Origin of the sequence: Actinokineospora guangxiensis (genome assembly GCF_042657845.1) — a bacterium.
Classification (GTDB): Bacteria; Actinomycetota; Actinomycetes; order Mycobacteriales; family Pseudonocardiaceae; genus Actinokineospora; species Actinokineospora guangxiensis.
In genome coordinates this window covers 325,517-338,261 of record NZ_JBHSKF010000003.1, presented here as the reverse complement: position 1 = coordinate 338,261, position 12,745 = coordinate 325,517, and the positions used below count along the sequence as shown (strand labels likewise).

The 12,745-nt window shown below is 70.8% G+C and carries 9 protein-coding genes; 8 read left to right on the top strand and 1 reads right to left on the bottom strand.

Annotated elements, in window-relative coordinates; genetic code table 11:
- Nucleotides 1–7 precede the first annotated feature (7 nt).
- Genes ACFPM7_RS08370 through ACFPM7_RS08360 form a run of 3 tightly spaced genes read left to right on the top strand, consistent with a single transcriptional unit; the run spans nt 8 to nt 3,183 of the window.
- Nucleotides 8–1,351, top strand: coding sequence for an ABC transporter substrate-binding protein (locus tag ACFPM7_RS08370; RefSeq protein ID WP_378245628.1), 1,344 nt, complete (start codon nt 8–10; stop codon nt 1,349–1,351).
- Between the two features lie 3 nt (nt 1,352–1,354).
- Entirely contained in the window at nt 1,355–2,320 is a 966-nt protein-coding gene (locus ACFPM7_RS08365) for a carbohydrate ABC transporter permease (RefSeq protein WP_378245626.1), read from the top strand.
- Nucleotides 2,317–3,183, top strand: coding sequence for a carbohydrate ABC transporter permease (locus tag ACFPM7_RS08360; protein WP_378245624.1), 867 nt, complete (start codon nt 2,317–2,319; stop codon nt 3,181–3,183). The genes ACFPM7_RS08365 and ACFPM7_RS08360 overlap by 4 nt, the downstream gene beginning before the upstream one ends.
- Before the next feature lie 307 nt (nt 3,184–3,490).
- On the opposite strand, the gene ACFPM7_RS08355 is transcribed toward ACFPM7_RS08360, so the two are convergent.
- Nucleotides 3,491–7,072 carry a CARDB domain-containing protein gene (locus ACFPM7_RS08355; protein WP_378245622.1) on the bottom strand — a complete coding sequence of 1,194 codons (3,582 nt, stop codon included), beginning with the start codon at nt 7,070–7,072 and terminating at the stop codon, nt 3,491–3,493.
- A 291-nt stretch (nt 7,073–7,363) separates the two neighbouring features.
- On the opposite strand from ACFPM7_RS08355, the gene ACFPM7_RS08350 reads away from it, so the two are divergent.
- The 5 genes from ACFPM7_RS08350 to ACFPM7_RS08330 all read left to right on the top strand — a co-directional run bounded on the left by ACFPM7_RS08350 (nt 7,364) and on the right by ACFPM7_RS08330 (nt 12,730).
- Complete coding sequence (locus ACFPM7_RS08350; RefSeq protein ID WP_378245620.1) at nt 7,364–7,948, top strand: toll/interleukin-1 receptor domain-containing protein; 585 nt, start codon at nt 7,364–7,366, stop codon at nt 7,946–7,948.
- Entirely contained in the window at nt 7,945–9,861 is a 1,917-nt protein-coding gene (locus tag ACFPM7_RS08345; RefSeq protein ID WP_378245618.1) for a hypothetical protein, read from the top strand. The genes ACFPM7_RS08350 and ACFPM7_RS08345 overlap by 4 nt, the downstream gene beginning before the upstream one ends.
- On the top strand, nt 9,858–10,847 hold the full coding sequence (locus ACFPM7_RS08340) for a hypothetical protein (protein WP_378245616.1): 990 nt from the start codon (nt 9,858–9,860) through the stop codon (nt 10,845–10,847). The genes ACFPM7_RS08345 and ACFPM7_RS08340 overlap by 4 nt, the downstream gene beginning before the upstream one ends.
- 119 nt (nt 10,848–10,966) lie before the next feature.
- The gene (gdhA, locus tag ACFPM7_RS08335) at nt 10,967–12,310 is read left to right on the top strand and encodes an NADP-specific glutamate dehydrogenase (RefSeq protein ID WP_378245614.1); all 1,344 of its coding nucleotides are present in this window, start codon (nt 10,967–10,969) and stop codon (nt 12,308–12,310) included.
- Nucleotides 12,311–12,418: 108 nt separating this feature from the next.
- Nucleotides 12,419–12,730: a hypothetical protein gene (locus ACFPM7_RS08330; protein ID WP_378245612.1), complete on the top strand. Its 312-nt coding sequence runs from the start codon at nt 12,419–12,421 to the stop codon at nt 12,728–12,730.
- Nucleotides 12,731–12,745 lie beyond the last annotated feature (15 nt).

Here is a 12,745-nt window from a genome sequence, read left to right as displayed (position 1 = left end):
TCGGGTGGTGACCGCACTCGTGGCCGCCGCCACCGTCACGACCGCGTGTTCGTCGGAGCCGGAGGAGCCGCAGACCGCCGACGGCAAGGTGATCGTCCGCGTCGCCCAGAACGCGGGCCTGGAGAAGGCCGCCATCGAGGCGTTCAACGAGCGCGTCGCCCAGTTCGAGCAGGCCAACCCCGACATCGACATCCAGCCCCAGGAGTACACCTGGACGGCGACGACGTTCACCGCGCAGCTGGCAGGCGGCACCATCCCGGACGTGTTCAACGTGCCGTTCACCGACGGCCGCGGCCTGATCGAGCGCAAGCAGATCGCCGACGTCTCCGCCCAGGTCGCCGCCCTGCCCTACGCCGCGGCGTTCAACCCCAACGTCGCCGCCGCCGGGCAGGCTCCCGACGGCAAGCAGTGGGCCGTGCCGATCGCCGCCTACGGCCAGGCCCTGCACTACAACCGGACCCTCTTCACCGAGGCGGGCCTGGACCCCGACAAGCCGCCGACGACGTGGGCCGAGGTCCGCTCGGCCGCCAAGCAGATCGCCGAGCGCACCGGCCAGACCGGCTACGCCCAGATGACGCAGGGCAACACCGGCGGCTGGATCCTCACCACGCTGGCCTACGCCCAGGGCGGTCGCACCGAGAAGCTGGCGGGAGAGAAGGCCGAGGCCACCATCGACACCCCGCAGATGACCGAGGTCCTCACCTCGCTGCGCGCGATGCGCTGGGACGACAACGCCATGGGCGCCAACTTCCTGCTCGACTGGGGCACCATCAACCAGGAGTTCTCCGCGGGCAAGGTCGGCATGTACGTGACCGGCTCCAACGTCTACAACAACCTCGCCACGCAGAACGGCCTCAAGCCCGCCGACTACGGCGTCACCACCCTCCCGCTGGCCGACTCCCCCGAGGCGGGCGTGCTCGGCGGCGGCGACCTCGCCGTGGTGAGCCCGCACGCGGGCGACCGGGTCAAGGACGCCGCGGTGAAGTGGATCGACTTCTACTGGCTGGGCAGGCTCACCAACCAGGAGGCCGCCGCCCTCGACGCCAAGACGCAGAAGGCCTCCGACCAGCCCGTCGGCGCGCCGGAGCTGCCCGTGTTCGACCGCGCCACCCACGAGAACCGGCAGAAGTGGATCGCCGAGTACGTCACCGTGCCGACCGAGCAGATGGCGCCCTACACCGCCAAGATGTTCGACCAGCCGCTGGTCACCGAGCCGACCCGCTCGACCCAGGACGTCTACGGCATCCTCGACACGGTCGTGCAGACGGTCCTCACCGACCGCGACGCCGACATCCCCGCGCTGCTCAAGGGCGCGGACGCCGAGGCCCAGGCCCTGCTCGACCGGGGCTGAGGCGTGAGCGTCGACGTCAGTCGCGCTGCGGTGGCGGCCTCGGCCGCCACCGCTGTGCGCGTCAACCGCAAACGGCCCTCCCCCGCGTCCTGGGTGCGCGACGGGGGGCTGAGCACGCTGGTCTTCCTGCTGCCGACGCTGGCCGTGTTCGCCGTGTTCTCCTGGGGCCCGATCGCGCAGGCGGTCGTCATGAGCTTCCAGCAGACCAACCTGGTGGGACCGGCCGAGTTCGTCGGCCTGGAGAACTTCGAGCGGGTGCTCGGCGACCCCCTGCTGTGGACAGCGGTCGGCAACACGCTGTGGTTCGCGCTGCTGGCGCTGGTCTTCGGCTACCCGATCCCGCTGGTCGCCGCCGTGCTGATGAGCGAGGTCCGCAAGCGCAGAGGCCTCTTCGCGGCACTGGCCTACCTGCCGGTGGTCGTGCCGCCGGTGGTGGCGGTGCTGCTGTGGAAGTTCTTCTACGACGCCAGTCCCACCGGCGTCTTCAACACGATCCTCGGCTCGGTCGGCATCGGCCCGCTGCCCTGGCTGCAGGACGCCGACCTCGCCATGCCCGCCCTGGTGCTGGAGGCCACCTGGGCCGCCGCGGGCGGCACCGTGATCATCTACCTGGCCGCGCTGGCGGGTGTGCCGCCGGACCTCTACGAGGCCGCCGACATCGACGGCGCGTCGGTGTGGCGCAAGATCTGGCACATCACCCTGCCCCGGCTGCGCGGCGTCCTGTTCATCACGCTGATCCTCCAGGTCATCGGCACCGCCCAGGTGTTCATCGAGCCGTTCCTGTTCACCGGCGGCGGGCCCGCCAACTCCACGATGACCATCCTGCTGCTGATCTACGACTACGCCTTCGCCAACAGCCTCGGCGGCGACTACGGCGCGGCGACAGCGCTGAGCATCATGCTCGCCGCGGTCCTCGCCCTGTTCTCGGCGCTCTACTTCCGGCTGACCAAGAAGTGGGGGGACGCATGAGCTCCGAGCGCGGTCTGCTCTCCTCGGCCGACTGGCGCGACCGCGGCGTGCGGCGGGTCGTGCGGGTTCTCCAGAGTGCCCTGCTGGCGGCTCTGCTGGTCGCCGGACTCGGTCCGATGCTGTGGTTGGCGAAGGCGGCTGTCACTCCGACGCAGGACACTCTGCGCCAGCCGCTGGCGATCTTCCCCAACGGCATCGACCTGGAGAACCTGGTCACCGCGTGGACCCGGGTCGAGATCGACAAGCACTTCTTCAACACGGTCGCGCTGGCGGCGGGGGCGTGGTTCGTGCAGCTGCTGGTCGCCACGACGGCGGGCTACGCCCTGGCCATCCTGCGGCCTCGGTACGGGCCCATCGTCACCGGGCTGGTGCTGGGGACGTTGTTCGTGCCGTCGATCGTGTTGCTGGTGCCGCTGTACCTGACGGTGGTGGACGCGTCGCTGATCAACTCGTTCTGGGCGGTGTGGCTGCCTTCCGGGGCCAGCGCGTTCAACATCCTGCTGGTGCAGCGGTTCTTCGCGAACCTGCCGCGGGAGTTGTTCGAGGCCGCCCGGGTCGACGGGGCCGGCTCGTTCCGGATGTTCTGGTCGGTGGTGCTGCCGCTGTCGCGGCCGATCATCGGGGTGGTGTCGGTGTTCGCGGTGGTGGCCAGCTGGAAGGACTTCCTGTGGCCGATGCTGGTACTGCCTGAGCCGGACATGCAGCCGTTGTCGGTTCGGCTGCCTGCTTTGCAGCGGTACATCGAGTTGGACGTGTTCCTGGCCGCGTTGGCGATCTCCACGGTGATTCCGGTGGCGATGTTCCTGGTGTTCCAGCGGTTGTTCCTGCGGGGCGGGGCGCTGACCGGGGCGGTCAAGGGGTAGGTGCGTTGGTCGGTGAGCCCCCTCGGAATCGAGGGGGCTCTCGGCGTTGCCGGGTTCGTGGCAGATCTCCGGTTCCTTCCCTGCCAAGCAGTCGGCGGGGTGGGTGTCCGATGGGGTGGAGTCGTTTCGCAGGTGCTTGGCGGCCGAGGTCTGGGGCCGGAGGTCTGGCGGCTGGACACCGGGGCAGCTGGACACCGGGGCGGCTGGAGGTCTGGCGGCTGAAGATCAGGGGGGCTTGGGCCGGACATGAGTGTGGCCACGCGCACCTGGCGGGGTGCGCGTGGCCACGGTGAGGTGCGTGGTGTTGCTACCTCTGTACCAGCGTGAACGTCGGGGTGTTGCAGCGGACGTTCTCGTCGTTGTTGCCGAAGGTGGTGCCGTTGAAGGTCGCGGTGCCTCGGGCGGGGCCCTGGCCCTGCTCGGCGGCCTCGATGCACCAGATGCCGATGCCCGACTTGTTCGCGTACGCGTCCAGGCTTCGGCGGGCGCCGTCGATCGTGACGTTGGTGAAGATCGTGTCGGCGACGGGGAACTGGGGCTGTTGGCCGACATAGTTGGTCTGGAACATCACGCCGCTGTAGGTCGGGGAGATGATGTCCACATCAGACACCCTGATGCCCTGGAATACCTTCGACGCCGAGAAGATCCAGATGCCCGCGAAGGTCTGGCCGTTCCAGAACGTCCCGCCGGTGCGGACCAGGGAGATGTTCTCGAAGCGGGTGGGCGGGTCGGCGCCGAAGCCGTTCATCGGGTAGCCGAAGTCCAGGGAGCTGATGGTGATGCCCGAGTACGTCAGCGTGTCGGCCACGTAGATGTTGCGGAACACGTTGTTGTACCCGCCGTAGACCGCGATGCCCGCCGCGCGCCAGGTCAGGATCGCGGTCAGGTTCTCGTAGACGTTGTCCTTCATGTCCGCGCCGCCGGCGTCGATGGCCGAGAACAGGGCGAAGCTGTCGTCGCCGGAGGCGCGGGACTCGTTGTTGACCACCCGGTTGCCGGTGCTGCCGTTGGTCATGTTCACCGCGTCGGCGAACAGGTTGCGGCTGCGGGTGTCGCGGATGACCATGTTGTCGGTGTTGGCGCCCCAGTAGAGGCACACGAAGTGCTCGGCCCAGATGTGCTCGATGGTGATGTTGGCGACGTTCTGGAAGTCGAACACCTTGCCGGGGCCGTCGATGCGCCTGGTGTAGTTGCCCCACAACGAGAAGTGCGCGAAGCGGGAGCCGTTTGCGGTGGCGTCGGCGCGGAAGCCGACGTCGGTGTTCTCCTGGCCCGCGCCGGCGATGAAGCGGGTGAACCAGACGCCCGCGCCGACGATCTGGACCGGCTTGCCGTAGACCTGGAACTTGGAATTGGTGTCGTAGCTGCCCTTCGGCAGGTAGACACCGACGAGGGTGCCGGTGGTGTCCATGCGGACCCGGTCCATCGCCGCCTGGACGGCCTGGTGGGTGAAGCCGGTCGGCTGCGCGTAGCGGGCCGGGTCGGGGTTGGGGAGTTCGGTGGCCAGCTCGGTGCTGATGAAGTCGACGGCGAAGGTGCCGGTGTTCTGGGCGTCCTTCTGCAGCTTGATCTTGCTGCCCGCCGGGAACGTCGAGTCGAGCATGATGTTCGCCTCGTCGTAGATGTGGCGCTGCTGGCCCGGGATCGGGTCGTTGCCGGGGCTGTGCTCGGGGCCGTAGAGCCAGGCGTACTTCGCCGTCAGCGGGATCGCCTTGTGGAAGGCGCCGTTGACGTAGATGTTGAGCGTGGTGTTGGTGCCGTCGGGGATGGAGAAGCGGGTCACCAGGGTGTTGGTCGGGGCCCGGGTGGTCCACTCCACCGACGCGCCGTTCTGGTTGAGGGTGACGGCCTTGCGCCCGGACGCCTCGCCGTTGATCGAGCCGATCTGGCGGTCCCAGTTCGGGTTGTCCGGCAGGCGGTAGAGGGCAGCGCCGCCCGCGAGGGTGCCGTCCTCGGCCTCCAGGATGTCGAAGGGCATGTTCGCGCCGCGCCCGGCGAACAGCGAGGTGGTCACCGTGTTGTTGGCGCGCTTGACTTCCAGCTCGTTGGCGTCCGCGGCGACGGTGGTCTCGACGGTGTGCCTGCCCGCGACGGCCGTCCAGCTGCCGAGGGAGACCGCGGGCGAGGTCGTGCCCGCGGCGATGGCGCCGGTGTAGGTGCCGGTCAGGGTGCGCACGACCGTGCCGGACGGGCCGAGGACCCGCACCGTGATCGGGTGCGCGCCGCCCGCCGAGGCGATGGTGCCCTGGTTGCGCAGCGCCACCGAGAAGGTCACCGGCGAGCCCGGGTTGGGCACGTTCGGCGCGTAGGTCAGCACCGGGACCAGGTCCGAGCTGGGCACCGGGGTCACGGTGATCGTGGAGCCGACGAAACCGTTGTTGGTCTCGTTGGATTCGGTGACCGCGTTGTTCTCGTCGACCTTGGCGCTGATCTGGTACTGCCCGGCGTCGTGGGCGCCGAGGGCGGCCTGGACGGTGGCCGAGGCGCCCGCGGCGAGCGCGCCCACGGCGGCGGTGCCCGCGAGGTCGTCGCCGAGGTAGACGTTCACCGTGGTCGCGGGGGCGGCCAGCGCGCCCGCGTTGCGGACGGTCACCGAGGCGGTGATCGGGGAGGTCTCGACCGGGGCGGCCGGGGACGAGGTCAGCGCGGTGATCACGAAGTCCGGGTTCGGCGCGGAGCGGCCCATGACCTCCAGCTCGGCGACCTGCCCGCCGGGAGCGCCGGTGTTGGCGGTGAAGCGCAGCTGCACGTCGGCGGCGGTGGCGGTCACCGGGATGCGGACGACGTTGCTGCTCGCCGGGCTGAACGAGTACTGGCGCGCGGCCACCAGGCTGCGGAACGCCGATCCGCCCTGGTCGCGGCCGAGCACCTCGATGGTCTGCGTGCGCGGCCCCCACGCCGCGTCCGGGTTGAGCCGGACGACGACCGAGCTGAGGATGCTGTTGGCCCCCAGCGGCGCGGTCAGCGTCGCGGGCTGGCCGTTGCCCTCCCAGTAGGTGGCGACGTTGCCGTCGTTGGCGTTCTGCGCGCGGAACTCCCAGACGTGGCCAGAGGCGGTCAACGTCTTGCCCTGCGCCAGGTTGCGGTCATTCTCCCCCGACCCGCCCCGGGTGACCCGGTTGCTGTCGGCCGAGGCGTTGCCCGCGGCGTCCTTGGCCCGCACGGTGTAGGAGACGATCGCGCCCGCGGGCTGGGTGTCGGTGAAGGTCAGCACGTTCGCGCCGACGCTCGTGCGCACCGCGCCGTTGGCGTAGACGTCGTAGCCGGTGACGCCGACGTTGTCGGTCGAGGCCGTCCAGCTCAGGCGGACCTGGTTGGGGGCGGGCTCGGTGAACGCCAGGTTCCCGGGCGCGGTGGGCGCCTGGGTGTCGCCGCCGTTCTGCGGCCCGTAGGCCTCCAGCTCGGCGAGCTGCCCGGCGGGCCAGCCGGTGTTGGCGGTGATGTTCACCCTGATGAAGCGCGTCGGGGCGGCGGGGAAGTCGATGGTCACGGTGTTCTGCCGCGCCGGGCTGAACTCATAGCCCCGCGACGGCACGATGTCGGCGAAGCTCGACCCGTTCTCGCTGCCCTGGACGGCCAGCGTCTGGGTCCTGGCTTCCCAGCCCGCGGGCAGCTTGAGCACGACCCGCTCGACCGGGACGGCCGCGCCGAGGTCGGCCTGGGCCCACTGCGGGAAGGCGTTGTTGCGGCTCTCCCAGTAGGTGCCCTGGTTGCCGTCGCGCAGGTTCCCCGACCCGTAGACGTCGTTTGTGCTGCTCGTGCTGACCGTCGCGCCGGCGACGAGGTTGGGGCCTCCGGGGGCGGCCTGTGCGGTGAGTCCAGGAACCCCTAGCAGGGGCGGTATGAGCGCAGCCGCGACAACCGCGACTGACAGGTGACGCGCTCTCATCCGATCTCCAAGTTGCCGTCAGACTGTTGCTGAATTGCAGGGCCTTGTAGAGTTCTTGCAGACGGTGTGAGCAGAGTTACAGACTTGCTACAGGCAAGTCAAGGACGAACTCCCAGTTCAGGGCCAGACCCACCAGGACCGGCGTCTACGCGCATCACGGCTCGGCGAGCGCGGGGCGGGGTTGCCGTTCGCCCGGCGACGCGAACGGGAAACCCCGGCCTACGGCCGAATGTCGGAGTTGATCACTACAGTTCCGTGCGACCGAGCGACCGAATGGAGTCATGGCGCGCGATGCGAGTGTTCATCAACTACCGGACCGGGGACAGCAGGGGTGCTGCGGTGCTGGTGTCCACCTTCCTCAGCGAACGCCTTGGCGAGGACAACGTCTTCCTCGACGGGCGTTCGATCGAGCCCGGCACCCTCTTCGACCACGAGCTGCTCCGCCGCGTCTGGCGCAGTGACGTCCTGGTGGCGGTCATCGGGCCGAACTGGCTGACCGCGAAGACCCGCGGCGGCCTGGACATCACCCACGAGGACGACTGGGTGCGCAAAGAGCTGGCGGAAGCCTTCTCCCACCAGGTGAAGGTGATTCCCGTGCTGGTGGACGACGCCCAGCTGCCCCGGCAGCAGGACCTGCCCGACGCGATCGCCGATCTCGCCCGCTGCCAGTTCATCCGCCTCGACCTCGTCCACTCGGACAGCGCGTTCCAGCGGCTCGCCGCGGCGGTCGGCGCACCCGAGCGCGCCGCAGCCCGGGCGACACCCGCCCCGCCATCAGGCGGTGGGACCACGGTCACCGGGACAGCCACCGTCACCGGGGACCGCAACACCACGATCACCGGGGTGCACATCGGCGACGGGGGACGGTGGCGGTGACCGCCGAACTGGTCGCCGGGATCAGCGAGGTCTTCGGCGACGGCAACGTCACCGTCACCGGCGCGACCGGCCCGGTCACAGTCCACATGGGACTTGGCGCGGCCCAGGCCGCCCCTCGGTACCGCAGGCCGCTGCCCGTGGAACTCGTGCGGGAGCTGGAACGGGTCTTCGTGCCCGGACCGGGCCACGGCGGGGTCGAGCGGGCCCTGCGCGCTCCCGGCACGGTCGTGGTGTCCGGACCGCCCGGAGTCGGTCGGCGCACGTCGGCGCTCGTGGCGCTGGGCAACTCCGGCACGCCGAACGCGGGTTTCCGCGAACTGCCCGACGACGGGGCCGACAGCGGCCCGCGCTTCGACGCCGAGGCGATCGAACCGGGCGAGCGCCTGCTCCTGGACCTCTCCGCCGACACCCCGCCGCTGACGGACCGGATCTGGGCCGACCTCGCCTCCTACCGGGCCGCGGTGATCCAGAACGACGCCTACCTGGCGATCGTCCTTCCCCGGCACGTGCAGTTCGCCGACATCGGCACCCGGGTGGAACTCGGCAGGCCCAACGGCAGGCAGGTGCTGCACCGGCACCTGCATGCTCTGTCGATCCCCGAGCCGGACCCCACCCCCGCCGCGCTGGCCAGGCAGGCCGAGCACGAGCCGATGCGCGAACTCGCCGCGCTCGCCCTGCGCGTCAAGCGGGTGCACGCGGCGATGTCGGGGGCGGGCGGGTGGCCGGCGTGGCTGGCGCCCGCGCTCGACGCCGCCGAAGCCCACCGCGACGTCGTCGCCGAGCGGGTCGGCGCGCTGGACGACGGGCGCGGCCGGGCGCTGCTGCTGGCCGCGGCCGTGTTCGACCGCTCCCGACCGGAGGTCGTCGCGCTGGGCGCGGCGAGCCTGCTGGCGGCCGTGGACTACCCGGAACCCGATGGGCACCGCCTGGACCGCCCGGACCTCGGCGCGGCGCTGCGCCCGCTGCACGCGAGCATCCAGGACGGCCAGGTGCGCTTCGACTCGCTCACCTACGCCGAAGCCGTGCGCACCCACTTCTGGACCACCTTCCCGGACCTGCGCCCCCACCTGCGCACCTGGCTCGACGGCTTCCTGCGCGGGCGGGACGCGGCCGAGGACCGGCTGCGGGCGACCCGCCGGGTCACCCGCAGCCTGCTCGCCACCGGCTTCCCGGCGGACGTGCTCGACCTCGTCGAGGCGTGGGCGGGCCACCCGCACATGGCCGAGGCGTCGTCGGCGGCGCTGGCCTGCGGGCTGGAGGACGACCGGCACGGCAGGTTCTTCCGCCAGCGGGTCTACGGATGGGCCATCCAGCCCGCGCTGACCCCCCTGCTCGGCGGTCTGCTCGTCCGGCTCTGCGCGGACATCATCGCCCCCGCCCGGCCGCAGCAGGCACTCGTGCGGCTGCGCCACCTGGCCCGCAACCAGCACGCGGTGGTCGCCGACGCGGCGACGGCCGCGCTGTCGGAACTGGCCGACCGCGACGGGCACTTCGCCCGCCGCCTGCTGCACCTGCTGCACGACGACCTGACCGGCGAGGTCCGCCGGGCGGTCAACCCGGCCCACTTCCTCGCCGCCGCCGACCCGGCGCGCCTGACCGGGCAGTCGCGGGCGCACCCGCGGCTGAGCGAGCGGCACACCCGCGCGCTCGTGACCGGGTGCTGGTCGGCGCTTCTGGACAGCACACCGGCGACAGGGCTCACCGACGTCCTCCACCGGTGGCTGGAGCTCGGGCGGGCCCCGCTGACCGACTGCCTGGCCGACGCCGTCCGCGGCAGGCCCGTCCTGGTGGCCCGCCTCTACGCGGCCACCCGCGACTGGGCGCTGTCGGCGACCGACCCGGACGACACGCAACGCCGGACCACCACCGCGGCTCTGCTGCGCCGCGCCAGCACCGAAGGGAACACCCCGTGAGCAACAGCGATCGCACATTCATCGGCGTGGCCGTCATCATCACCGCCGCGCTCACCGTCCTGCTGACCCTGCTGGGCAACCCGTTCTGGCTCGGTCCGGTGCTGTTCGTGCCGATAGCGGTCGGCGGGTTCATGCTCAAGGTGCGCTTGGAGGAGAAGCCTCAACCGCAGGTCTACGCCCCGCCGCCACCCCCGCCGCCCGCTGCGCCCGCACCGCCTGCGGGTGAGCACATCCAGAACCAGCCGGTGCCCAGCGCCGACCGCGACTACCGGTTCCTGCTGCACGGCCACGTCCGCTGGCGCCCGCTGGGCGGCGACAGCTACCCCTCGTCGGCGGTGGCGGTCAACGCGCTGCTGCAGCGGGCGGGTGCGATCACCGCGCAGCTCAAGGCCGCCGACCACGACCTCCTGCGCCCGCGCCTGGCCGCCGAGCTGGGCTCCCCCGCCCCCGACCCCAACGGCCGCGTCGAGGCCTGGATCGAGGACCTCGCCGTCACCCTCCCCGACGCCGACTTCCAGCGCCTGGCCCGCCTCGCCGCCGTCCGCAAGGACGAGGAGGTGTGGGAGCACGAACGCGCCCACGAGCGCAACGTCCGCGCCTACCTGCGCGACGACGTGCTCCAGTCCCCCGGCAGCGCCGCGGTGTGGTGGCTGGCCAAGGACACCACCAAGGTCGAGGAGACCATGCGCCTGGCGGACTGCCTGACCAGGCTCTCCGCGGTGGCCCACGACCGCCCGCTGCCCGTCTTCGAGCCCGCGCCTGTCGATGCCGCGCCCGCGACCAGCACCCGAGCCCGCGTCGACGCCCTGATCGACACCATCAAGCCCGCGGCTGAGGAACCGATGCGCGCCGAGATCGCCGACCGCCTCGCCACCGTCGCCACGTCGGTCGGCGCCCACGAGGTGGCCCGCGAGATCCGCCTGGACTTCAACGCACCCGACCTGTCCACCGTCCTGGACCCCGAACCGCCCACCCAGGCCGACTGAGTCCTCCGACGGCCGGGCGGGTGCGCGCCCGGCCGTCCACACTGCCGACCGGCCCGTCGTGGACAGTCCCTAGACTGCGCGCGCGAAGCAGCGTGGCTTCGCGGAGGAGGCGACGGACGATGCCCGGTCTGGATGAGAAGCTGGCCGACACCTACGCTGAGGTGCTGCGCCGCAACCCTGGGGAAAGCGAGTTCCACCAGTCGGTGCACGAGGTGCTCGACAGCCTGGGCCCGGTGGTCGCCAAGCACCCGGAGTACGCCGACGCCGCGGTGATCAACAGGCTGTGCGAACCTGAGCGCCAGATCATCTTCCGGGTGCCGTGGGTGGACGACAGCGGCAACGTGCAGATCAACCGCGGGTTCCGAGTCGAGTTCAACTCCGCGCTTGGGCCGTACAAGGGCGGATTGCGCTTCCACCCGACGGTCTACCTGGGAATCGTCAAGTTCCTCGGATTCGAGCAGATCTTCAAGAACGCGCTCACCGGCATGCCGATCGGCGGCGGCAAGGGCGGGTCGGACTTCGACCCGAAGGGCCGCTCCGACGGCGAGGTGATGCGCTTCTGCCAGGCGTACATGACCGAGCTGTACCGCCACATCGGCGAGTACACCGACGTGCCCGCCGGGGACATCGGCGTCGGCGAGCGCGAGATCGGCTACCTGTTCGGCCAGTACAAGCGCATCACCAACCGCTACGAGTCCGGTGTGCTCACCGGCAAGGGCCTGGCCTGGGGCGGCTCCCTGGTCCGCCGCGAGGCGACCGGGTACGGGACGGTGTTCTTCGTCGAGGAGATCCTGCGCCACCGCCACGACAGCTTCGACGGCAAGCAGGTGGTCGTCTCCGGCTCCGGCAACGTCGCCGTCTACGCGATCGAGCGGGTCCAGCAGCTCGGCGGGATCGTGGTGGCGTGCTCGGACTCCGGTGGCTACGTCTACGAGGAGAAGGGCATCGACCTCGACACCCTCAAGCACGTCAAGGAACAGCGCCGGGGCAGGCTGCTCGACTACGCCACCGAGCGCACCGCCACCTTCGTGGAGAACCGCCCGATCTGGGAGGTTCCCTGCGACATCGCCCTGCCCTGCGCCACCCAGAACGAACTGAACGGCACCGACGCGGCGACCCTCGTGCGCAACGGCTGCACCGTGGTCGCCGAAGGCGCCAACATGCCGTGCACCCCGGAAGCGGCCCGCGTCTTCGCCGAGGCAGGCACCGTCTTCGCCCCCGGCAAGGCGGCCAACGCGGGCGGAGTGGCCACCAGCGCTTTGGAGATGCAGCAGAACGCCTCCCGCGACTCCTGGACCTTCGACCACACCCTCGACCGCCTCGGCGACATCATGCGCGGCATCCACGAGCGCTGCCTCACCACGGCCGACGAGTACGGGGCGCCGGGGAACTACACGGCTGGGGCGAACATCGCCGGCTTCACCAAGGTCGCCGACGCGATGCTGGCCTTGGGCGTCATCTAACCGCTCGAACGCCACCTGATCAGGTCGCTGCGGCGACCTGATCAGGATGCCGCGAGTGGCTCTGCCCGCGCCTTCGGCCAGACCACGACCGAGCCGACCCCGCCGGACGTGCAGCGGAAAGATGTCGAGGACGACCTGAGCACCGTCGCCAACTTCAGCGCCGCCGGGGCAGGCGCGATCATCGGTATCGGGAGGGTCGCCGCGAAGCGCATCTTCGGGGGAGAACCAGGAGTGGACAGGAAGAACCGGGTGGGCATGATCGTGGATGCGGTCGCCCTCCTCCTGCTCGTCGGAGCGGGCGCCTACACCCTTGAACAGGCCACCGGCCAGAGCTTCATCAAGTACCTCGCGCCTGCCGTCGCCATCATCCCGATGGTGGTCGTCTTCCCGCGCTCCAGTCTCATGGCACCACGCGGGTAGCAGCCTGCCGAGGCT

Coding starts and splice junctions, on each gene's coding strand:
- ACFPM7_RS08350 (WP_378245620.1), top strand. CDS start 7,364: ATGCGAGTGTTCATCAACTACCGGACCGGGGACAGCAGGGGTGCTGCG.
- gdhA (WP_378245614.1), top strand. CDS start 10,967: ATGCCCGGTCTGGATGAGAAGCTGGCCGACACCTACGCTGAGGTGCTG.
- ACFPM7_RS08360 (WP_378245624.1), top strand. CDS start 2,317: ATGAGCTCCGAGCGCGGTCTGCTCTCCTCGGCCGACTGGCGCGACCGC.
- ACFPM7_RS08355 (WP_378245622.1), bottom strand. CDS start 7,072: ATGAGAGCGCGTCACCTGTCAGTCGCGGTTGTCGCGGCTGCGCTCATA.